14 protein-coding genes are annotated in these 24,254 nt (G+C 49.6%); 10 read left to right on the top strand and 4 right to left on the bottom strand.

Annotated features, from left to right (window positions below):
• The first annotated feature begins 178 nt into the window (after nucleotides 1-178).
• On the top strand, nucleotides 179-910 hold the full coding sequence (locus WDY75_RS16500) for a DUF4184 family protein (protein WP_063479530.1): 732 nt from the start codon (nucleotides 179-181) through the stop codon (nucleotides 908-910).
• Nucleotides 911-1,140: 230 nt separating this feature from the next.
• Nucleotides 1,141-1,317, top strand: coding sequence for a hypothetical protein (locus WDY75_RS16495; protein ID WP_006210706.1), 177 nt, complete (start codon nucleotides 1,141-1,143; stop codon nucleotides 1,315-1,317).
• Between the two features lie 316 nt (nucleotides 1,318-1,633).
• On the opposite strand, the gene WDY75_RS16490 is transcribed toward WDY75_RS16495, so the two are convergent.
• The 4 genes from WDY75_RS16490 to WDY75_RS16475 all read right to left on the bottom strand — a co-directional run bounded on the left by WDY75_RS16490 (nucleotide 1,634) and on the right by WDY75_RS16475 (nucleotide 8,106).
• Nucleotides 1,634-2,794 (bottom strand): Ger(x)C family spore germination protein, encoded by a 1,161-nt coding sequence (locus WDY75_RS16490; protein ID WP_280756058.1) that lies wholly within the window; start codon nucleotides 2,792-2,794, stop codon nucleotides 1,634-1,636.
• A 1-nt stretch (nucleotide 2,795) separates the two neighbouring features.
• On the bottom strand, nucleotides 2,796-4,352 hold the full coding sequence (locus tag WDY75_RS16485) for a spore germination protein (protein WP_063479531.1): 1,557 nt from the start codon (nucleotides 4,350-4,352) through the stop codon (nucleotides 2,796-2,798).
• Entirely contained in the window at nucleotides 4,349-5,443 is a 1,095-nt protein-coding gene (locus tag WDY75_RS16480) for an endospore germination permease (protein WP_063479532.1), read from the bottom strand. The genes WDY75_RS16485 and WDY75_RS16480 overlap by 4 nt, the downstream gene beginning before the upstream one ends.
• Before the next feature lie 608 nt (nucleotides 5,444-6,051).
• Nucleotides 6,052-8,106 carry a GxGYxYP domain-containing protein gene (locus WDY75_RS16475; protein ID WP_063479533.1) on the bottom strand — a complete coding sequence of 685 codons (2,055 nt, stop codon included), beginning with the start codon at nucleotides 8,104-8,106 and terminating at the stop codon, nucleotides 6,052-6,054.
• 313 nt (nucleotides 8,107-8,419) lie between these two features.
• Between WDY75_RS16475 and WDY75_RS16470 the strand changes: the two genes are divergently transcribed.
• From WDY75_RS16470 to WDY75_RS16435, 8 genes are all read left to right on the top strand, one after another.
• A complete protein-coding gene (locus WDY75_RS16470; protein ID WP_063479534.1) occupies nucleotides 8,420-9,565 on the top strand; it encodes a substrate-binding domain-containing protein in 1,146 nt (381 codons plus the stop codon).
• A 165-nt stretch (nucleotides 9,566-9,730) separates the two neighbouring features.
• Nucleotides 9,731-11,950 (top strand): hypothetical protein, encoded by a 2,220-nt coding sequence (locus WDY75_RS16465; RefSeq protein ID WP_063479535.1) that lies wholly within the window; start codon nucleotides 9,731-9,733, stop codon nucleotides 11,948-11,950.
• Between the two features lie 40 nt (nucleotides 11,951-11,990).
• Nucleotides 11,991-15,068 carry a glycoside hydrolase family 38 C-terminal domain-containing protein gene (locus tag WDY75_RS16460; protein WP_063479536.1) on the top strand — a complete coding sequence of 1,026 codons (3,078 nt, stop codon included), beginning with the start codon at nucleotides 11,991-11,993 and terminating at the stop codon, nucleotides 15,066-15,068.
• 45 nt (nucleotides 15,069-15,113) lie between these two features.
• On the top strand, nucleotides 15,114-16,040 hold the full coding sequence (locus tag WDY75_RS16455; RefSeq protein ID WP_006210614.1) for an ABC transporter permease: 927 nt from the start codon (nucleotides 15,114-15,116) through the stop codon (nucleotides 16,038-16,040).
• Between the two features lie 12 nt (nucleotides 16,041-16,052).
• A complete protein-coding gene (locus WDY75_RS16450) occupies nucleotides 16,053-16,949 on the top strand; it encodes a carbohydrate ABC transporter permease (protein ID WP_006210615.1) in 897 nt (298 codons plus the stop codon).
• A 72-nt stretch (nucleotides 16,950-17,021) separates the two neighbouring features.
• Nucleotides 17,022-18,680: an extracellular solute-binding protein gene (locus WDY75_RS16445; protein WP_063479537.1), complete on the top strand. Its 1,659-nt coding sequence runs from the start codon at nucleotides 17,022-17,024 to the stop codon at nucleotides 18,678-18,680.
• Between the two features lie 160 nt (nucleotides 18,681-18,840).
• The gene (locus tag WDY75_RS16440; protein WP_063479538.1) at nucleotides 18,841-20,883 is read left to right on the top strand and encodes a glutaminase family protein; all 2,043 of its coding nucleotides are present in this window, start codon (nucleotides 18,841-18,843) and stop codon (nucleotides 20,881-20,883) included.
• A 32-nt stretch (nucleotides 20,884-20,915) separates the two neighbouring features.
• Nucleotides 20,916-24,242 (top strand): glycosyl hydrolase, encoded by a 3,327-nt coding sequence (locus WDY75_RS16435; protein WP_409348335.1) that lies wholly within the window; start codon nucleotides 20,916-20,918, stop codon nucleotides 24,240-24,242.
• Nucleotides 24,243-24,254 lie beyond the last annotated feature (12 nt).

Here is a 24,254-nt window from a genome sequence, read left to right as displayed (position 1 = left end):
TAGATTTCATCAAATCAAACGCCAAGTCCTCGACTGAAGAGACTTGGCGTTTTTTTCATGCGTTTGTGTTGTAGGCAACAGGTTGGAAGCAGATGCAGGAGAGCAACTTTGTTTGCGTGTGGAGCGTTAAAAGGTAAGGAACGTATTCGCTTAAATTATGAAGAAGTTAGGAGAAGCCATGCCTTTTACATTTGCTCATCCTGTCATTACCATGCCCTGGTGGAGGAAAAAATCACTGCCAGTGTCTGCTCTCGTAATCGGCTGCATGGCACCGGATTTCGAGTATTTTATCCGGTTTCGAGCGGCTTCGGTATGGAGCCACGAGGGCTTAGGCGTTATTTTGTTCAATCTGCCCATGATTGTGCTGCTATACCTGTTGTTTGAATGTGTCGCAAGACCGGTTCTACACGTGTATTTACCTTCATGGTTCCCATATCGCTGGAGTAGGGAAGGGAAGCTGCCCATATCATTAAAAGGCTGGCTCCTCGTTCTCGTCATGGGAATGACAGGTGTTGCCACACATTTGCTGTGGGATCAGTTTACGCACAAGGGAGCATGGCTCGTCAATCATATTCCCTTGCTTACACAAACAATTCAAATGGGATCTATACATATCCCGGTGTATAAGCTGTGCCAGCATGGCAGCACCCTCCTCGGTTTGGGTCTGATCGTATGGTGGATTCATCGCCATTTGTACGTAATGCCTGAGAAAAGGAAATATCAGCATCCGATTTTACCATTTTGGTGTGTGTGGGCAGCAATCTTTATCGTCATGATGGTTATGGCGATGATTACGGTGGTGGATGGAGATGGCTTGGCATTTATATTGCAGTTAGTCGTACCGGCGATCAGCAGTTTCTTGCTGGCCTTGCTTATGACATGTCTTGTTTTTTGGAGTAGAGCTAGATAGAATTAGCAAATAACTGCAGAGAGCCCTTTCTGTCCATGACGCCTCAGGACGGTGAAGGGAAATGGAGCCGCTACAGTCTGTACTTGGCCGCGATGGGTGTAATCAGATCAAAATACCGGAGCTGTGCATGGACTCTTGTCACGAAAACTATAAAAGCGTAGTTTGCCTAACAACATTTTCATATTGGAATCATAATTTATGGTAAGGCAGGGAAGTGGGAGGTATGTAGTATGGGCCAAGGAACGCAGGGCAAAAATCAAAAAAACCAGCAAGCAACTTCGAATACGGCTACGCTTAAACAATTAGCATTTATTGCGGCACTTCTAGTGCTAATCGCCGCAGGCATAGGCCTTTATATAGCATATGATGACTTGACCTCGGAAGACAACGTGGAAATTATCATATAACAGCGAAATCAGGAATTATCTGAAACTATCAAAAACTTGCAATACACATATATGATCTGATCTGTGACCCTTATCTCTAACTCCTCACGAGCCATAAATGGATCCTCACAAATAGCTGGAAATGGTGATGAAGATGGAGCAAGGCCGCGCATATTGGAACAGCATACGGCCAGTCGTCTTGCATACAAGCATGGCTGTATTTAGCAATATTCAGAAAGGGACCTTTGCTCATTGTTTCATGAAAAAAGCCAGTCTGTTCTGCGTCGAAGCTGAATATGGCTGGCTTTTTTTGTTTTGCTGTAAAACTCAGGCGACCCTAATCCCGACGCGGCAGCAGTTTCATGCCGACATGGTCCAAATGAATATCAACTTGAACGACAGCCAATGACTCCTCATCTATAATGAGAGGCGAGGTTTGCTTCAGTTTTTTCCACAGACCCGGTTCTCGTTTAAACAGAATGTGCTCAAGGCTATAAATGTCAGTTTTCGCTTTCAGCCCATTTCTGAAGGTATCGATGATCTCTTGCCTTACAATCTTTGCGGCTTCCCGTTCATAGTCGCTCTTGGTGAAATCGACAAGCGCTTCAACGACGTTTCCGTCTAATTTAACATGGAGTTCGTATTTAGGCTCCCCGTTTACAATCTTTAACTCCTTGCGAATCTTGGGCGATTGAAGAACCACGACTCCAGCATAGTCTTCATCTTTCATGATCAGAACGGGTGAACGTTTCGTGTTGGCCTGTACCCAGCGTAATCCGTTAAGTTTATCGTTGGTCAAGATCGCACTCATGGTGTCCTTGACGATGGTAAATACACCGTCAACACGTAATTTGGGATTAGGTTTTCTGTCCTTCTCCCAGGTTTCCTTGTCCACGGTGAGGTTAGGAAGCAAGGCCGTGCAGGCAGGCTCGGTCATGAGAGCCAAAAAATCGAAGTACCGAAGGGGAACGATATACGATTTCTGTTTATACTCCTCCAATGGTTCATGGGTCAACGTGCTCAAGGGGGAGAGATTAAAAAACGCCGGCGCCGTCAAGAGATCCTCGATGGACTCCCGAGTCCCGAACACCCACGGTGTCAGACGGACTTCCTGATACCGGGAGAGTGTATCGAGCTGAGAAAGAATCTGGGTTTTCAGTACTTTTTCACTGATAATGATACTGGAGATGTGGCTCCAGATGGTTCGCTGCTGAGCCGTATCGTACAGTTGATTGATGGCCATATCCAATGTCTTGCCTCGCGAGGTCGAGGTCCAAATTTGAGCGGGTTTCCCTGAGTTTCCGGTCTCTGTCTTGGCAACGGAGGTGAAATCCGTCATTTGTGTGTACACAACGAAATGTTTATCCTCATAATCGATGCCAATGGCTGTAATATAATTCATGTCCTGAATTTCTTTGATGTCCCAGCAACCGGAGAGGACGTTTAACGTTAGGAGGACCAACACGATTTTCAATAAGAACCGGATACAGGTCGTCATCTCATGATCCATCCCCTTCTTTGGAGGTGCCATCTATTGGATTAAGCATTTCCGGTCTCCTCTTGCTATATAACCAAGGCTTCTTAAGAATGGCGCTTACCACATCCTTCGGCGTTAACGGCGACAAGGGGGCAAGATACGGAAGGCCAAAGGATTCCAATACGGATAGATAAGCGATGATGCTCATCATCCCTATGAAAAAACCGAGCATCCCGAGCAAAGAGGACCATGCAAGCACGTACAGTCGAATGACGCTAACGGTTCCGCTCAGCGTCTGATTGACCAAGGTAAACGTAGCGACGGCAGTCGTGGCTGAAACGACAAGCATCGTAGGCGATGTAAGACCCGCCCGTATTGCAGCGTCACCGATAATCAACCCTCCAAGAACGGCAATTGTCTGTCCGACCGCCTTGGGGAGACGGATTCCCGCTTCCCGGAACAGCTCGAACATGCCCAGCATAATCAATATTTCCATAGGGCCGGAGAAGGGGAGGCCGAATCTGGAATTGGTTACGGTAGCAAGCAGCGGGAAAGGGAGCTGGTCCATGTTATAACTGGTCAATGCGATCCAAAAACCAGGCAGGAATATGGCGATGAGCAGACCGAATAACCGAAGCAACCGTTCGAATGTGACAAAATAAAACGGGAAATACGAATCTTCGGGGGATTTTAACAGCTCGATGAGATTACACGGACCGATGATGGCCATCGGCGACCCGTCAACCAAAAAAACAAATCGCCCGCGGAGCAAGCATTCAACCACGAAATCGGGTCTTCCGATATAATCAACGAGCGGAAACAGGGACAGTGATGACTTACAGATGCCTTCCTCCAACTGACCGCTGGTGACCAGAGCATCGACTTTAAGTTCATCCAGACGTTTCTTGGCTTCCTGGATAAACTCCGGACGCACAATATCGGAAATATAAAGGAGCGATACTTTGGTTTGACTGCGGACCCCGACGACGGACCGCTCATGATGCAGCGAGGCGGTGCGCAGCCTTTTGCGGATGAGTGCCACATTGGTGCTAATATCTTCGGTAAACCCGTCTCGAGCACCCTTGATGGCGACCTCAGTGTTAGACTCCTCCGGCTGTCTCTTCGGCATCTTGGCAATGTCGATGGAGTAAAAGCATTGATGGGTTGAAAAGAACAGAATCAGACGTCCCGCAAACAATTGCTTCATCACTTCGACATGCTGCTCCACCCGGTTCCATTCCATCGACTTATCCAGCATGTTGGAAAGCTCATCCCATTCCGATGAGTCCCCCAGCTTATGCTCCAGATTCGGGAGAACATACTGCGTAAGTACCATCGAATTGATCATTCCTTCGCAATAGAGAAGGAGAACAGGAACCGCCCCTTTGTCCTTACCGGGGTATGAGGTGATGATGACATCGGCGGAAGAGGAAAACATGGCACGCAAAGATTCTTCATTCAATGATTCCAGATCAGCTTTTTCCTCATCTGCTGTCGCATCTGGGGCTGATTTCACTTCATCTCCGCTTGCTTTAGGTTGACGCTGGAGCATTCGATTTCGGATTTTATGGTGCTTCATGTTTTCTGCCCCCCCTTGTTCTTAGCCTTGATTAAAACAGCGACAGCAATGACTAGCGTTAAGGATGCAACAAAACAGAGGAAAGCCAGCGAATATTTTCCCAGAACGAATAATTCGATCTGTCTATCAATTGTAGAATTCAGAGTCAGTATGGAGAGGGTTACCCCGAGCGCTAACAACGTCCAAGCCCGGTGTTTTGGCTTCTTGAGATCCATGCCGTCGGTGATAATGAACAGAAACAGGGAGATTCGGATGAGTGCACCCGAGATCCACTGATACAATGCCAAGAAGTCGACATGCGTTATATATTTCGTGATCGTTACGAGCATCCACTGATCGTATGCTGGGTAGCGTGCCTGCATGGCAGGAGTGGGTCCGAATGCGGCGATCGCTCCCATTAACGGGCCGAGTGTTAATCCACCTAACAGCAGTGACAGTAACACGATATAAAAATAATTCATCCGGCGTTTCATGTGATGCTGAAAGAAAATAAGGACAATCATCTCCATAAAACCGCCTGCCGCGATGACCATGCTGTTCAGCATGGGAGTATAACCCTCGACAAACAGCGGTGTTAACAAGGAATAGTCTTTGTACTCCAGATTGGATACAGCCACAAAATGTCCCAATAACCATACGATGGGCAGCAGAATTCCGGATATGATGGCTATCGAACGAATTCCGTTATAGGTCACATACACGCATAACAGCACAATGACCAACGAAACAACCATTTTGGGAGTTTGAGGCAAGTACGTGACCCTGATCCACGTTGTGGTTTCTCTTAATATGACCATCGCCATTACAAAAAAGTAGAAACTTGAGATGGTAATGAATATCCGGCCAACCGTCTTACCAAAATGCTCTTGAAACCAGGCAAATATGGATTGGTTGTGGGTTCGCTTCATGATGAAGTAGAGAATATACACCCAGCCGATGTGAAGAATCATGGTCACAATCGTGCCCATCCACGCATCACGGCTTGCGGCCTGCAGCAGCAGCGGAATCAAGATGACATGGTTGGTAATCCCTAAGGAAAGCAGCATGATAAAGAAAACGTCGATGATGGATATCTTTTTGCTAGTGGGCATTATACTAGTCTCCATGTGTGGGAATACATGCTAATTCAATACAGTGAGTATTTACCATTTGCTGAAATTTATGTACGAAGGCTGGAGGAGTATTCTTATCCCATCCGTTATGTGAGCCAATACGAACCAGTATCTGCTGGCTCAGTGAGTATGACGGATGGTTCATTGCTGAGCAACGACATGCCTTATGTCGAATGTGTGTGGTTTTTGCGATTACCCAAGAAATAATTATTGGAATCATGGGCTACAACCTGGCTGGGCAAAAAAAGAAACAGGCACGCTTGCATCGCGCCTGTACATTGAGCATCTCAAAACCAGGTCACAGTTCCATCAGAAAGGGCGCTGAATGGATGGAATCAAACTATTAAGGAGGACATTACATCAATAGTTAATGTAATTAACTATTATAATTAATGCGATTAATCATTTATAGTTAACGTGATTAATTAAATGTAATTAATGATATTAAGTATATCTCCGAAAATGCCGTTGCCATCATGTTTGGCAGGTGTGTATCGTAATAAGCACCATGTACAAAAGGCGTCGCAACCCGATTTCTCAGGTTAGGACGCCTCTATGAATTTTCCTGAGTGCTAGTAAGCCACCAACTACTTGGCAGCCGGCAAGTTGTAGCTTTCTCGTATTAAGGAGAAATAATGATCGGCACGGACCACTTTGAAATCCGTTCCGAGCTGCTCGGTAAGCGCCAGTGCATCGGATGGGGTCATGCTCCATGCGAGCAAGCCGAAGGAAATAAACAGCGGCGATTTGCCGTCCCAATTCGCTTTCGCTTCTTGAAGGACCTTTAATCCGTCTTGCGCCGTGCTAATGCCGCGAATCGTAGAGACGGGCATGCTCCCGCCAAGGATTTCTATGCCATAGTTGTCTTCATAGCTAATGAAAAGGCCGGGCGCCTTATAATCCTTCTCGTAAGCGGATGCTTTAAACGGGGTGAGCGGGATGTTCTGACCATCAACCCGATTCAGCACGTAAGGGATCGTCATTCCTGTCTTTTTCAAATATTGTTCTGTCTGCTGCAGGAATGGCCGGAAGCTTGCATCAGGCCACGGACCCGGATAGAAGTAGCCGGCACCGGAAGGTCCTGCAATCAGCAGATCGTTCTCGGTTGCCGTGTTCAGATAATAATTCAATATCGCAGGGGCACCCTCGTAGAGCAGCGGGCTGGAAGTCCAGTTAATCGGAACTTTGCCTCTGGCCGGATCATCCCACATCACGCGCATGCGATGCTGATTATACTGAAAATTATCGCCTTCGGTAAAGGTATAGGTCACATAGATTTTGTTCTCAAGGGCGGGCCGGGGAGGCGTTTTCGCCAATTTGAAATTCGGCTTGGTTCCCGAGAAAACAGTCAGATTGCTGAACCAATCCGCCGCCAGAACATAAACGCCATAACGGGACGCAATCTCGACCGAGCTGAACTCGCCTTCTACATCATTGCTGAACCAGCCGAGATAAGGGGTACCCGGTTTGACATCAGACATGATTTTCTCGAAGAGCGCTTTCTGTTCAGGCACGTTGGAATCCAGCCAGAATACCATTGCTTTATTGGCGACAGCGTAATCTCTTAAATACGCATAAGGTTCACGCTGCTCGGCGGAGGGTGGCTGAATATTCCCGGCTGAAACCTTGTACTGGTTCCACATATCCACTTCGGCGGTCAAGCTCTTCGTTCCGGCAGGAGGGGAGAATTTATATACAAAATAATTGCCGTTGTCGGCGAAGCGGTGACCGCCTTGACCTTCGGCAAATTTGGAATTCTGTCTGTCATAGAGATAGGCTTCTTCTTCCGGGGATCCTGCAATGAAGTGCGCAATCTCTGTGCCGTCAGCTTTGACCGTTACTTCGTGTACCGCAGGCCCCCAACCATCCTGGGTGAAGGCATCATCAAAGCGAAGATAAACTGCTGATGTTCCCAGGAGAGAGGACAGGTCGAGTGAATACGTATTCCGATTGCTTGCATCCCGAACCTGCTCCTTCTCCTCGGCAATCGTAACAAATGATTTAGGAAGACCTGGAGGAATGCGAATCGCTGTATCCGGATCAAGTCCGATTAACATCTGATGTGTCGTCTGCTTCCACAGGTTCTCATACTGCCAGGTGTAAGCGTCAATCCGATTATCGAATTGACCTCGCAGATCATCAAGGATCTTCAGTTTATACGGAGCTTTCGACAATTTGACGGCCAGCTCCGGGCTGGCAACCACGGCATTCTTCAGTCCTGCGAGCGTGGTAGCGACATTAATCGTATCAGGTACCTCAGGATCATATACAATCATGCCTTTGGCTTCGCTGCGATAAGCAGAGAACACTTCCCAATAATCTGGATGAAGCGTGTAAGGCACGTCCATATCCTCAAGCCAGGTCCATTTGCCTTCTTCCTGGGATTCAATCAGATAGATTCGGGGTTGTTCCCTGTTAACGATTCCCTGCAAGGTTCCTAGCAGCAATTTGACATCACCTGGCGCATCATAAATATCGGCAACGTCCAGATGCTTCGGCTTCTTGAAACTTGGCAGTTCGCGTTTTGTGGAGCCGTCAGGTTTAGCGGATTGTACATCCGCATCGGAAGCGTAGGCTGCGCCAGCTGATAAAGAAAAAGCGCAGAGGAAGGCTAAACAGAGAAGCGTAAATCTACGAGCCATGGCGAATTCACTCCTTGTTATGGTTCAAAATTGGAGCGTGTGTATCTACAACATCTGTCCTCCTTTTGCGGCCGGTTGGCCATGTAACACATCGCATCACAACACATATTAAATATATACAAATATAACTTTTCAAGGGATTCGACAAAACTTCCTACCGTTCTTGGAAATCAGTCATTTATAACAAAGAGGATGATAACGGGGTTATGACGTTTCTAAATGCGGATATGCTCACGCTTGTTTATTGCGCTTGTATGTGTAAGGATATATTATATATTTCAAATATTATGAATGAATTGGTGATGTGATTAGAATGAGTGCAAATGATCGTATTCCACTGTATCAACAAATCCAGGACTATATCAGACACGTTATAGCATCAGAAAATATGAAGCCCGGTGATCGCATACCGACAGAGAAGGAACTGATGGATCAGTTCCATGTCAGTAAAATCACGGTGGCGAATGCCTTAACGGGATTAGCGAATGAAAAATTGATTGCCCGCGTACCGGGCAAAGGCAGTTTTGTAGCGGAAGAAGCGGATATCCCGCCGGCGACATCAACGGCCGCGGTTGCGATTAAGGGGAGGGAGGGAACAACAACCGGATTGGTTGGCGTGATTATGCCGACCATCCATGATTATTTTGCCATCAGGCTCATTGATGGCATTGAGCAAGCTCTGAATGAGAAAGGCTATCGCAGCATGATCATGTTGACTGACGGGAAGCTTGATAAGGAAAAGAACGCCATTAAAGAACTGAAAGCGCTGGGCGCAGAAGGACTGCTTATCTTCCCGGTTGATGAGGAGAATTATAACGAAGAGATACTCGGCATGAAGTTATCCGGTTTTCCGTTTATACTCATGGACCGGTATTTGCCCGGAGTCGAGACACATTATATTGCGGCCGATGGAAGAATCGGCACAAGGCTCGCGGTTGAGCATCTGTGGGAGCTTGGTCACCGGGATATTGCCATCTGCTCGGATTCTCCGCTTCAAACCGTCACGGTACAGGAGCGGATCGAAGGGTATATGGACGGATTGAAAGACAAGGGAGCGCTAATCAATCCAGCTCATATGATTACGGACTTCAAGCCGCTCAGCGTGCTGAAGGATGCGGAAGCCCACCCCTTATACCGCTATATCCGAAACAGAATGGTGACGGCATACATATCGCTTAACGGAAGATTGGGTGTGCAGATCTATCAGATGGCGAAGCAAGCGGGACTACGCGTACCGGAAGATGTATCGATTGTAAGCTTCGATGACCCCACTTCCATCGTGGAGGAATTCAGCATCTTTACACATGTTAAGCAATTCGAGCGGGATATGGGATACCGGGCGGCCAGCAAGCTGCTGGACATATTGCGTGACCAAGGAGAAATGAAGAGTTACAGCAAAGTGTTGATCGAACCCGAACTGGTGATACGTCAAACCTCGGGGACCGTTTCCAAAACCTGATATGCTCGAAGAAGAACAGCCTTTTCCGTATAAAAGCGGAGAAGGCTTTTTTCATGCTGATATAAAAAACATATTGAATATATTAATATTATATATTATATTCTAGAAAATGATGGATAATCATACACGCAACCCATATCCAACACGAGCAGGGAGGCTAAGCATGTGACAAGAGATCGAAAGGAAGAACGGACCGGATTTCAGGAATCGGCTGCGTATCATCCCGATTATGATCTGCAGACCGACTTTGTGATGGTCTACGGGATTGATGATACGATGCCGGAACGTATTCAGACATGGAAGGAAAAAGGATACATCGTCCATCTGATGACAGGAGTCGCTTGGGGAACATACAACAGCTACCTGGATGGCGAGGTTGATGGCCGTTCGCATTGGGATGAAGCCCAAATGGACCGTCACGGGGAGATGATCCTTCACGGCGATCAGCCGGTTATTCCTTACATGGTGCCCACCATTTCCTTTGGCCGCTATATAGCAGATCGAATACGCATTGCCGTTGATGCCGGCGTGGAGGCCATCCATCTGGAGGAGCCTGAATTCTGGGTGAACGGGGGATATTCAGAGGCTTTCAAACGGGAGTGGCAGTTGTATTACAAAGAACCGTGGATTCCGCCTCACGCATCGCCTGATGCACAATATCGGGCTTCGAAATTGAAAGCGTATTTATATACCCGCGTTCTGGACCGCTTATGTGCCGAGATGAAGGATTATGCGCTAAGACGCTACGGCCGCGTGCTTCGGTTCTATGTCCCGACCCATAGCCTGATCAATTACACGCAGTGGCGAATTGTCAGTCCGCAATCCGGGCTCCTTGAGCTTCCATCCATCGACGGCTATATCGCCCAAATCTGGACGGGTACATCAAGGACCCCCAATGTGTATGAAGGGGTGCGCAAGGAACGCACTTTTGAAACCGCTTACCTTGAATACGGCATCATGCAGGAGCTGGTGCGGGGAACGGATCGGCGCATGTGGTTCTTGCATGATCCGATCGAAGATAATCCGAATCACACCTGGACGGATTACAAACAGAACTATTTGAAGACCGTTGTTGCCTCGCTTCTGCATCCGGGTGTCGCCCATTACGAAGTCTCACCTTGGCCGCGAAGAATCTTTAAAGGAACTTATCCATCTGATCATGGCTCTGGCAAGGAGCATATCCCGGCTGACTATGCAACAACGCTACTGCAGGTCATGCACACGCTCGGCAATATGGACCAGGATGTGATTGAAACAGAAGGCGATTCGTTACAAGTGGGTGTTCTGATCGCAGACTCTGCAATGTTTCAGCGGATGAAGCCCGACCCGAAAGCACCCGAAGCCGGTAAATACGATGGAACGGATCCTGAGGGGTTCCAGGAGAATGGCGATACGGAGCTGCTGGATTTCTCCCCTTTTTACGGTCTTGCGCTGCCGCTGCTGAAACACGGAATTCCGGTTCGTCCGCTCCAGCTCGATAATGTGAGGCGGTATCCGGGTTACCTGGCATCCTACCGCGCGCTTGTGCTGAGTTATGAATTCATCAAGCCGGAGTATCCGGACATTCATTATGCACTTGCGCAGTGGGTGCACGATGGCGGGGCGTTAATCTATGTCGGCGATGACAGTGACCCTTATCACGGCATTCGTGGATGGTGGAACCATAACGGCAAGGACAGCAAAGTGGGAGATAACGAAACGACGTACATCTCCCCTCGAGCGCATTTGTTTGAACAGCTTGGCCTTGAGGGGATGGGAGAGGGCGTTCATCGGATAGGAAAAGGAGCGGTTTGCTGGCTGGATGAGCATCCGGCAAGCTTCTCCCTATCCAAGACAGGGGCTGACCGCCTGCGCCAGTCCGTGAAAGAAACACTTCAGACCCTTCACGGGCCAGATCTCCAATGGCATCCGAAGCCGTATTTTAAGATCAAACGTGGGCCTTACATTATCGCCTCTGCGCTGGATGAATCGGTCAACGATGAACGGCTGGTCATTCCAGGCCCGGTTGTTGACTTGTTTGACTCGAAACTGCCTGTTCTGCGCCAGGTGGCTTTGAATGCCGGAGAACAAGCACTGCTCTATGATGTTGAAGCCGGACGTCCACCAGTTGGGGAAGTATCCGTCATGGCTGCTTCCTCCCGCATAGAAGGTCTGTCCAAATCCGCCGCAGGATTCCGATTTGTAGCAAAAGGTCCGGCCAACATGCAGGCAGCAGCGCGGCTGTATTGTCCGGCCGAACCGATATCCGCCCACTATGTGGTCCAAGATCAAGCGATACCTGCGATCTGGGAGTGGGATCCAGAGTCGATGACGGTGCTTCTTCGATACGAGCATGGGAACGAGAACAATGCAGAGCTTCATGTCAATTGGGCTCCTAACTCCTGATCCTGCAACAGATTGATGTAATAGAGAGGAGTTGATCATCATGCCATACGAACCGATCAGACGAGAGCCGTTAAAACAGATGTTGGATAAACTTCGGGAGGCCATTTATAAGCCGATTGCCGAGTTGGACGTGACGGCATGGGTGACTCCCGAGCCGGTAACTTACGAAGAGCGAATGTCCGGCACGGAAGTTACACTCGCTCATGGAGAGCGATGGGGATTGTTGTGGGACTGTGCCTGGTTTCGATTTTCAGGCAGGATTCCAGAAGCTAGCCCAAGCGAAAACGTTGTCCTGCTGCTGGATGTGAGCGGTGAGCTGTGTTTGGTCGATCAAGAAGGATCACCTGTACAAGGATTGACCACCGTTAATTCTGAATTCGATTTTTCATTAGGGCTCCCCGGCAAGCGTGTTGTCCAGCTTCATGAGATGTTTATGAACGGGCAGGAAATTGAAGTGTGGGCTGATGGGGGCAATAACGATTTATTCGGTAACTACCGGGGAGGAACGTTGAAAGAGGCAATGATTGCGATCAGCCGGGAGGATATCCGAAGCCTCTACTACGATACGGAGGTGCTCTTGGAAACGGCAGAGCAGCTTCCTGACGGAAGCGCCCGCAAGGAGAGGATGTATCAGACGCTCTATGACGTCTCTATGCTGCTGGCAGAGTTTTCAGAAGAGTGCTTAGAGCAAGCGAAAAAACGATTGGGTGAGCAGCTGAGCTTGCAGGGAGGCGATCATGTCCTCACGATCAGCGCCGTTGGCCATGCGCATATCGATTTAGCCTGGTTATGGCCGATCCGGGAGACGATCCGTAAAGGAGCCAGAACGTTCTCAACCGCGCTGCGCATGATGGAACGCTATCCTGATTATGTGTTCGGCGCAAGCCAGCCCCAACTGTACGAGTGGATCAAACAGCGTTATCCCAAGCTGTATGCCCAGATTAAGGAGCGGGTACGCGAAGGCAGATGGGAACCCCAAGGTGCCATGTGGGTGGAGTCGGATACCAATGTACCCGGGGGCGAATCTCTGGTGCGCCAGATTTTATACGGCAAACGTTACTTTCAGCAGGAATTCGGGCTGGAGATGAAGTCGCTCTGGATGCCAGACGTGTTCGGATACTCCGCCAGCTTGCCTCAAATATTGAAGAAATCCGGCGTCGATTACATGATGACCCAGAAGCTTTCCTGGAGCGAATACAATCGGTATCCGCACCATTCCTTTCTGTGGGAGGGGATCGACGGCTCGGCCGTATTGACGCATATGCCGCCCGAGGATACCTACAACAGTCCGGCGGCTCCGCGTTCCATCGTGAAGGCAGAGCGAGAGTACTTGGATAAAAATGTATCCGGTCATGCGCTGATGCTCTTCGGGATCGGAGACGGTGGCGGTGGTCCCGGTGAGGAGCATCTGGAGCGGCTGTCACGAGAGAAGAACCTGCTTGGCCTGTCCCCCGTCACGCAGGAGCCTTCGTGGAAATTCTTCGAACGGCTGAATAAAGAGCGGGCGAGATTCCAGACTTGGCGCGGCGAGCTTTATCTGGAGAAGCATCAAGGTACCCTCACCAGTCAGGCTAGAAGCAAGCGGTATAACCGCAAGATGGAGAAAGCGCTGCGCGAATTGGAGTTCGCCTCCGTACTGGCGGCCGCCCGGTTAGGACGGTCTTATCCATCCGAGCTGCTGGAGACGATCTGGAAGGAAGTGCTTCTCTATCAGTTCCATGACATCCTTCCGGGCTCTTCCATCCAGCGTGTGTACGATGAGTCGCTCATACGGTATGAGGAACTATTACAGCAGACAGAAGCCATGATCACGGACACCTACAGCTTTTTAGCCGATCACATTACATCTCAAGACGATGGCTCCGCAAGGATCGTGGTATTCAATTCACTGCCTTGGACACGAGAGGAATGGCTTCACATGGAAGGACGATGGCGCAAAGTGCGGGTTCCATCTATGGGCTATACCGTGATGGCAGATGGAGTTGATCAAAGCTCAGAGGATGAAGCAGCGTCCAGCATTGAGATGGTTCCGGAAACCTGGGATTCGGGAATACGTGTTACAGCTGAAGGACACAGCATAGAGAGCGATACCTTTATCGTGCAATTTGATCAAAACGGTGCCATCCTATCGATTCTGGATAAAGGCGAGGCTCGTGAAGTCATCCCGCAAGGCCGTCTGGGCAATGACCTTCGCGTCTATCATGACAATGGGGACGCTTGGGATTTCCGTCATGACTATGCAGTAAATCCGGGCATGCCGTTAATTCTGCGCCGCATCCGCGAGCTTCGCGATGGTCCACGAATCGGGCTGTTCTTCGAATACAGCTACGGGGAGTCCTCGCTCTCCCAAACCGTTGTTCTGACAGAGGGCAGCCGGCGGATTGATTTCGAGACCCGCGTGGACTGGAGAGAAGACGGTAAAATGCTGCGCACCTCTTTTCCGGTTCATATCCGTGCCGATCAGGTCCATTGCGAGATTCAGTTCGGCAGCTTGAGCAGGCCGACTCACCGCAATACGATGTGGGACTTCGCGAAGGATGAGATATGCGCACATCAATGGATCGACTTGTCCGAACCGGATTATGGAGTCGCACTGCTCAATGATTGCAAGTATGGCCATAGGGTCATCGAGAACGTGCTGGATCTGAACTTGCTGCGCAGCAGCTCCTATCCGGATCCGGCAGCGGATCGTGCAGAACATGCGTTCGCGTATTCGTTATATCCGCATCCAGGAAACCATGTGCAGGCCGAAGTCTATCGAAGAGGTCATGAACTGAACATCCCGCTTCGAACGGTTTCCATGTCATCTCCGCCCGATCCGGAGAACGGACAATTGCCTTATACGACAGCATTTCTGGAGCCGGACCATCCGTACATCATGGTGGAATCCGTCAAGAAAGCCGAGGACGGCGATGACATCATCATCCGGCTGTATGAAACTTCCGGAACTCATGCCAAAGCGGCCCTCCGGCTTGGATTCCAGGCACTCGAAGCCTGGATGGCTGATTTGATGGAGAATATCATTGCTCCGCTTCCGATTGCCGATTCATCGGAGATCGCATTAGCCTTCACGCCATTTCAAATCATCACGCTGCGATTAAAATTACCGCAGGTATAAGCAGGGGCGACTATCCGCCCCCCATGAGAAAGGAGAGGTGGGAATGTGATTAAGCAACGAATAACAAACCATCGATTGATGAAGCGAATCTGGCAGCACAAGCTTTTCTATTTGTTCATGCTGCCCGGCATTGTCTGGTTTTTCCTGTTCTCCTACGTGCCTCTGTATGGAATTCAAGTCGCCTTCAGGGATTATACCTTTGTCGGCGGATTCACGGGGAGTCCATGGGCAGGCTTCAAGTACTTTGAACAATTTTTCAATTATTATCAATCCGGCGACATCATCCGCAACACCGTCATCATCAGCCTCATGAAGCTGCTGATCGGATTTCCGATGCCGATCATTCTTGCACTCCTGTTAAATGAAGTCCGGAAACTGAAATTCAAGAAGACGATTCAGACCCTATCTTACTTGCCGTACTTCGTATCCTGGATCGTGGTGGTCACGTTGATGCAAAGACTGCTTACTCCGTATGGTGGTCCGGTCAATGACTTACTGGGTTCATTAGGAACGGAATCGATCCAGTTTCTCAACAACCCCACCTGGTTCTATCAGATGATTGTGGGCTCCGATATCTGGAAGAACATCGGTTGGAATTCCATTATCTTTATGGCCGCCATTGCGGGTATCGATCAGCAGCTGTACGAGGCTGCCAAGATGGATGGCGCAGGCCGATTTCGGCAGATGTGGCACATAACCCTTCCAGGTATCCGCAATGTGGCCATCATATTATTCATTCTCGCCGTAGGCAATCTGATGAGTGCGGGTTATGAGCAGCTGCTCCTCCTGAATGGACCTGCAACCGCGAGCATGGGCAGCGTACTCGACGTGCACGCGATCAACTCCGGTATCCGGGAAGGGCGTCTCAGCTACGCAGCGGCTGTCGGACTGTTCCAAAGCATTATCGGGCTTATCCTGGTTCTGACCGTCAATCGGATCGCCCGCAAAGTCAGTGATGTATCCCTGTTCTAAGGAGGTGACGTTATGAAACGCAAATGGTCCCTGTTCTCAATCGTGAACTATACCTTTCTTGCTTTGGTTGGTTTCTCCATGATCTACCCGTTTATTTACATCCTGGCTTATTCCCTGAATGACGGCAAGGATTCGATGCAGGGGGCGATTTATTTCCTTCCTCGTAAATTTACGCTTGAAAACTATGCCCAGGTGTTCGATAACGCCCGCATTTGGAAAGCGTATCAAATTACGCTCATGCGCACCGTGCTGGGAACCTTCCTGCATGTGGTCCTGTCTACGCTTATGGCCTATGCGCTTTCCAAAAAGACGCTGCCGGGCCGTTCCTTTTTTACCTTTTATATCTTTTTGCCTACGATTTTCAGTGCCGGGTTCATCCCGTTCTTCATTACGCTTCAGAAACTGCATCTGATCAACAGCTTCTGGGTATACGTGCTGCCCATGCTGTTCAATTTCATGCATATCGTCATCATTCGGACGTTTCTGCAAGGGATCCCGGAGGAACTGGAGGAATCGGCCCGCATCGACGGGTATGGCGATTTTCAAATCTTCCTGCGGATTATACTGCCTCTTTCCGGGCCGGTGCTGGCCACCATCTCGCTCTTTATCGGGGTGTCGCATTGGAATGACTGGTTCTCGGGTGCTTATTACGTATCCAACAAGGATTTGATTCCGGTGCAGACTCTATTGCAAGAAATGCTGACGGAAGCAGAGGCGCTATCCAATTCGATGCAGCGCGCAGCCCAGCAGGGCGGACAGACGATTGGAGGTACCAGCGGCGCAGGCGCAACGCCAGAATCGCTCCGCATGGCCTTGCTTGTCATCACGGTCTTCCCGATATTGTGTATTTATCCATTTCTGCAGCGGTATTTCGTAAAGGGGGTTATGATCGGTTCGGTTAAAGGTTAGGTCATCCTGACCCGGAATTTGCAAAGGCTTGTAACAAGATCATGGAAATCCATATTCCAGGAGGCGATTGGTTTGAACAGGATTTGGTCGAAAGGCATATCCCTATTGCTCGTGTCCATCATGGTAAGCGGTTTGTTGATCAGCTGCACGAATTCATCAGGGAACGGAGATAACGGAGAAGGCGCTGAAGGAGAGAATTCATACAAACTCAAAATACTGCACAATTGGAACGGTTCCAACGGCTCCGATACGATAACTCCTGTGGAGGAAGTCATTAAGGAGAAGACCGGTGTTACCCTTCAGTGGGAATATACCAAAGGCAGTGAGACGGAGAAGGTCAATCAGATCTTCGCCACGCAGGATTTGCCGGATATTTATACCGGTCCCGCATGGGGAGGGGAGCTGGACGGCATCATCAAGGCGGCCAAGGAAGGACAATTGGTTGATATATCCGACAAATTGAAGGATTACCCGAATCTGTCCAAATCCATAGCGGAAGAAAATGTACCGCCTGCATTATACGAAAAAGCGATTGATGCTTATGACGGCAAAAAATATTTACTCCTCCAAAATCAGCCTGCGACCAACGAGGACGGCATGGATTGGCTCTACGGCTTCTACGTTCGCAAGGACATCGCCGAGAAGGTCGGCGTCGATCCGCAGTCTGTCGTGACGAAGGAGGATTTCTATAACTTCCTCAAAAAAATCAAGGACGCCAAGCTGCAGGAGAACGGCCAGCCGGTCTTTCCGCTTGGCGGGTTCAGCAACGGCTGGGCCGTGGGTATCGGCAACACCATGTTCTACTCAGGGGCCAGCTATGTTGACAAAGGCGATGGAACGGTAGAACGTGACTTCTTCACCAAAGGCTATGAAGAATACACGCTATTCTATCGTAAGCTGGTCGAGGAAGGGCTGTTGGATCCTGAAGCCTTTACTCAGACAGATCCGATCGCCAAGGAGAAAATCAATCAAGGTCGCATCGCCATCCTAGCCGCGCATTACCCGGCTATACTGGACGCCTCCAAGGAATATGTCACCTCCCATCCAGGAAGCGACTACATTCCACTCGGTCCGTTGGAGCGTGCGGACGTTGAGCCGAACCGGCCGGTGGATCTTGGTATTCAAGGCAATAACGTGACAGCCATCACGAAGAACTGCAAGGGCGCCTGCGTGGACGCAGCGTTGAAATTTCTCGATTTCATGGCTTCGGACGAAGGCTTCATGCTGGCCCGGTACGGGGTGCAGGGCGTCCACTGGGACATGAAGGACGGCAAGCCTGCTGCCAATCAAGAATGGTTTGACAAATTCAGCACGGACACCAACATGAAGCAACGCAAGAACGAGGGTATCAGCATCGGCCTTGAATCACTGACGGGTCTGGACCGTATTAATTCCGCTGCCGGGGGAGATATCTGGGCCGAACAGGAACGGCTTGATGCCATGGAGCAAGCTCGCAAAATCCTCCGTCCGAACGGTATTCATGTCATTACAGCGTATAATCCGGGTGATGTGATTACGAAAGCACCGGAATGGGAGATGTTGAAACCTTCGATGGATCGAATGGGAGATGCCTGGAAGGAAGCAGTGTTTGCCAAATCGGATGAAGCTTCGATGAGCATCATTAACGACCTTCGCGAGCAGCTCCGAAACACCGGATATGAGAAAGCCATGCAGTTCACGAACGAAAATCTGCAAGGAAAAGAAGTAGTGACTGTCCAAATGCCGAACTGACCGTAATCATGACTTCCCTTAATAAGGGAGTCCGGCAAACCTCAAAAGGCTTCGCAGCACCTTGACGCACAAGGAGGGCGAGGCCTTTCGCCGTATTATGTTCCCAATCGCAAGGAGATCCTTGGCGTCATGAAGAATAAACTAAAGGAGTTGAAGGTAGATGACAACGAATTTCAGACCTTTTAGACCTCCGTCCGTACCTCTGGTAACCGTAGATCCTTATTTCAGCGTATGGTCCGCTGCGGATCAACTGTACGATGATCATACCCGGCATTGGACGAACAAGATCCATGGTATGGTGGGACTTGCGATCATTGATGGGAAGACCCGACGCTTTATGGGGAGAGTGGGTATGCAGGATTCAACCCATCAAGAACCTGAGACGCTTGATCAAACCGATCTGACGGTCGAGCCAGTAACCACCCGGTATACGTTTCAGGGGGAAGGTATCGAGCTTCAGGTTCGGTTCACCTCACCTCTATTGCTGGATGATCTCGATGTGTTATCAAGGCCAGTCACCTATGTGACGTATGAGGTTCGTTCTATGGATGGAGCATCACATCAAGTGAAAATCTATTTCGATGTGACAGGCGAATGGTGTGTTGATACACCGGATCAACAGGTGACTTGGGAGCATCATGTGATGGATGGGCAATGGAATGCCATGTCGATGGGCACCGTGGAACAGCCGGTGCTAAAACTTGCCGGGGACGATACGAGAATCGATTGGGGATACGTCTATTTGGCGGTTCCTCGAACGCCTCGTATCCAGACGGTCATTCATTCCGCATCAACTCGTGAGTCGTATGTTCTAAGCGGTCAATTACCGGCGGAAGATGATACTCAGAAGCCGAGAGCTGTTTCCGATAACATGCCGATCATGGCAGCAGAGATTGATATGGGTGTCATCCAGGAAGAGCCAGTGACTCAGTACCTGATGCTTGCGTATGACGATGTTCACGCTATCGAATATTTTCACAAACCGCTGGATGCGTACTGGAAACGAAACGGGTTAACGTTCCGAGACATGCTGTTAATGAGCGCCCAGCAATATGAAGAGATCCAGCGAAGATGTGATCGCTTTAATCGGGAACTGCTGACCGAGAGCCAAGCCGCAGGCGGTGAGAAGTATAGGGATATCCTGGCGTTAACGTACAGACAGGCGATTGCCGCGCATAAATTGGTAACCGATGAAGCGGGATCTGTTCTATTTTTCTCCAAAGAGAATTTCAGTAATGGATGCATTGCTACCGTCGATGTCAGCTACCCGTCGATTCCGTTGTTCCTTCGATATAACCCTGAATTGATTAAAGGCATGATGCGTCCGATTTATAGATATGCCATGAGCCGTGATTGGACGTTTGATTTTGCCCCGCATGACGCAGGGACTTATCCTAAGGCTAACGGACAGGTTTACGGCGAGAACAAGCTTGAATACCAAATGCCGATTGAGGAATGCGGGAACATGCTCTTGATGGCTGCGGCGGTGAGCAAGTATGAGGGAAATGCGGAGTTTGCCCGGGAACACTGGGGTCTTCTTACGAAATGGGCGGGGTATTTACTTCAGAACGGACTTGATCCTGAAAATCAGCTGTGTACCGATGATTTTGCCGGACATTTGGCACACAACGCCAACCTCTCCATTAAGGCGATTTTGGGCATTGCTGCTTATGCGTATATGTGCGACAAACTCAATTTGCAGGAAGGAGCCGTTTACCTTGAAGCCGCGCAGAAGATGGCCAATGAATGGGTAGCCATGGCTGATGCCGGAGATCACTATAAACTGACTTTTGACAGTCCGAACGATTCATGGAGCATGAAATACAATCTGGTGTGGGACCGCCTGCTTGGTTTGCACCTGTTTCCGGAAGAGGTTGCGGTTCAAGAGCTGGCATATTACCAGCAGCAACAGAATCGATATGGCTATCCGCTGGACAGCCGCGATACGTATACAAAATCCGATTGGCTGGTATGGTCTGCCTCTATGAGCACTACGCCGGAGTTGTTCCAATCATTGATCTCGCCTTTATGGGATTTCATGAATGAGACCTCCGCTCGCGTCCCGGTAACGGATTGGTATGACACGATCTCCGGCAGGCAGATGAATTTCCAGAATCGTTCCGTTGTCGGGGGATTCTTCATCCAACTTCTCATGAAAGAGTTCATGAATGAATCAACCGCAAATTCGAGTGAAGACAGGTGATGCAGGTGAATAACGTTAAGCCGGAAGCTCGTATGGACTTCAACCTATTGAAGCGGGAATTTATGAATCCGCAAGCCGCGTATCGTCCGCAGCCTTTTTGGTTTTTGAACCATGAGCTTGAGAAGGCGGAACTGGAGAGCCAGATTCAAGCGATGTTTGAAGCGGGTGTTGGGGGTGTCGTTCTGCATGCTCGTCATGGTATGCAAATGCCATACCTGTCGCCAGCATTTATGGAGGTACTGGAATTCTGCACAATGGAGTGCGAGAAACGAAATATGGTGGTTTGGCTGTACGATGAGGATAATTGGCCAAGCGGCACGCTGGGCGGTAAGCTGACGCGGCAGCATCCGGAATATCGCATGCATTACTTAAGGGTGGAGGAGAAAAGGCATTCGCGCGCGGCAGATTCAGAAGCGTTACGGCTGGATTTTGCCTGCCATGATCATAATGAGCTAATCGCCATTCTGGCTTATCGTGCTACCCGGAGTGACGAGGAATGGCTGCTGCATGACGATCCCGAAAATATTACACATTTATGGGGACGGGATTGGACTCCGACTACGGAGGACGCCTATATCGTGCTGGCCTATTGGTCCTGCGAAATCGCGGAAGGCATCACGTTTGCCCAAGGGTATTATCTGGATACACTTAATCCGGAAGCCGTTCAGACCTTCATTCAGATGGCATATGAACCGTTTCTGCCTCTGCAGAAATATTACGGCTCCACCATTCAAGGTGTGTTTACCGACGAGCCAGGGCTTATGATCCATGATGGTTTCTTCGGCGTGGAGGCGATCCGAACGGCGGTGAATGATGTAGGCGCTACCTTGCCGGGCATGGTTTTTGCTTGGACATTTGGGATGAGGGAGCGGTTTCAAGAGGAGAACGGGTATGATCTGGTCCCAAGACTAGGCGCTTTATTATATGGCATGGCGGATGGCAGCCGCTCAACCAAACAGCAATATTATGATTCGATTACCCGCTGGTACGTTGAGGGCTATCATGCAGCTATCCGGACATGGTGTGAGCAATATGGCTTGTTATACATCGGTCACACGCTGGAGGAGCCGGTCTGGGGACAGGCCCGATCCCAAGGGAATCAGACGCGGGTGCTGCAGCAGTTCCATTACGCAGGGGTGGATTATCTCACGGCGGGCATCGGCACGAAGGAGAATCCACACCGCATCGTGTCCGTTAAAACAGCGGCCTCTGTCGCACAACTGAACGGGAAGGAACGAGTGATCTGCGAATCCTTCGGTGCAAGCGGTCACGGCTACTCCATGCGCCAACGGCGGCTGGATGCGAATTTCATGGCATTTCTGGGTGTGAACCTGTTCATCCCTCATGCATTCTATTATTCATTTGCAGGATACCGGAAGACCGATTTCCCGCCGACCGAATTCAAACATGCGCCGCATTGGCCGCATTATCAGTCCTTTGCTGATTATATCGGACGTTTGAGTGTACTGGGTGCTTCGACGAAGCGGAAGCCCGAAGTGCTATTGTTGTCCCCTATCCACACGGTGTACGAATGTATGTTCCTGTCCGGGCAATCGGATCAACATCCTTCTGCTGACAAATGGTTCTCAATCTTGTCAGATCGCCTGCTTCGCAGCTCCATTGATTATGATTATGTCGATGAATGCCAGCTGAGAGAGGCAGAAATCGTTCCTGGAGCAGGGTATCGATTCTGCGGGGGTGAGAACATATATTCGGTTTTGATCATGCCGGGGATTCAGGTGATGTCCAAGGATGTCGCCGCGAGGCTTGTTTCCTTCGTTAAACAGGGTGGAACGCTCATTGCGGTAGGGGCTATTCCGAAGCATAGCGAGCGTATGCGGCAGGATCCAGAGCTGACGAAGCTTATGAATGAGCTATTTCAGCCGCATCCGCGGCATGGTGAAATATATGCAATGGGGAAGGGATACACACAGTATTATTCCCTAGAGGATACGGCTCATGAAGCGTCCATGATCATGGATGACAATCATAGTTCTGCACGTGACCATGACCAGGAAGAGGGAGTATGTAACGACCGTGCTGCAACTCTTGATGAGCAAGAGAAGGTACCACTGCCAGATCTGTTTGAGCGATTTTGTGTTCATGTAAGCAGGCTGCTAAGGATTTCACCGACCCTGCGTTGGCAGCTTGAAGATGGGCGAAATGGGGATTTGATCTATGTGGAACGTATGTTCGATAACCAGCTGCATACTTGGCTGATGAATTGGTCAGAGCAGTCTGTCACGATCAGGCTGGATCCAGGAGCAGCGAAGGATTGTATAGAAGAATGGGACTTGGAGAGCGGAAAGGTTCAGCAGTTGAGCCATGGTGCAACTCTATCCTTTGCGCCTGGAGAGCTGCGCATATTCTCGGTTACATCTGGTGAGAGTTCGTATATGCATCAAGAACATACGTTCTTTAACAGGAGCGAAGAGAACAGCATCTCCGAAGTTGTGGCTATTCTGCAGGATCCATGGCAGTTCCAAACCACTGAGCCGAACGTTCTTCTGCTCGATCAATGGCAGGTCACTTTGAATGACCGACAGTCCAAAATGAATGCAACGATGCCCGGACAGGTGAATACGTATCGGACTACGTTTACCATGACACAGGAATTGATAGGCCTTGTGCAGTCTGCGAGTCGTTCTGGTCCTTCGAATAAATCCGGAAGTGACAGGCCGACTGAGATAGAGCTGGTTCTGGACGATGTTAAGCAGAACATCCCTTCACATATCGGTTTCCTGCAGCGCAGGCGGAATCTTGAGATTTTTGTTAATGGCGTCCGGCAAGATGCGCTGCGCCCATCAACTTGGCAGGACTCCCACTATAAGCGTGTAGATATCACTAAGCATTTGGTTGCGGGCGAGAATGAGCTGGAGATTCTGACGGTATCTTTATTGGAGCCGATGGCGGCGATCTCGTTTCCAGCCTTTCTGTTAGGACCATTTATAATAGAAGGTCATATGACACTAAATGCGGAGTCGGAACATATGTTTGGTTCTTGGGATTCGGCCGGCTATCCTTATTATTCAGGAGCGGGAGATTACACTCAGCAAGTAAATTTGGATATGGCTCAACTCCGACTAGGATCAGATGATGAGTTATGGCTGGAAGCCGAGGATATCAGGGAGACAGCTTGCTTATATGTGAATGAGAGGGAGGCAGGTGTCCGTTTATGGCCGCCTTATCACTGGAATATCACGTCCTATGCAGGGCAGGGGAACAACCAAATCACTATACGTGCAGCGAATACACTTGAGAATTTATATGGAAAATCAGCATTGCCTTCTGGAGTGAATGGACAGGTAAAGTTGGTGCGTCGTTCACGAATCCGGGAAAAAGATCGCAGTCAAAACTAAGATATCCCCAAA

Source organism: Paenibacillus glucanolyticus (genome assembly GCF_037333485.1).
GTDB classification, from domain to species: Bacteria; Bacillota; Bacilli; order Paenibacillales; family Paenibacillaceae; genus Paenibacillus_AQ; species Paenibacillus_AQ glucanolyticus.
Note: the sequence above shows the minus strand (reverse complement) of the source record. Positions and strands in the feature narration are given on the sequence as shown.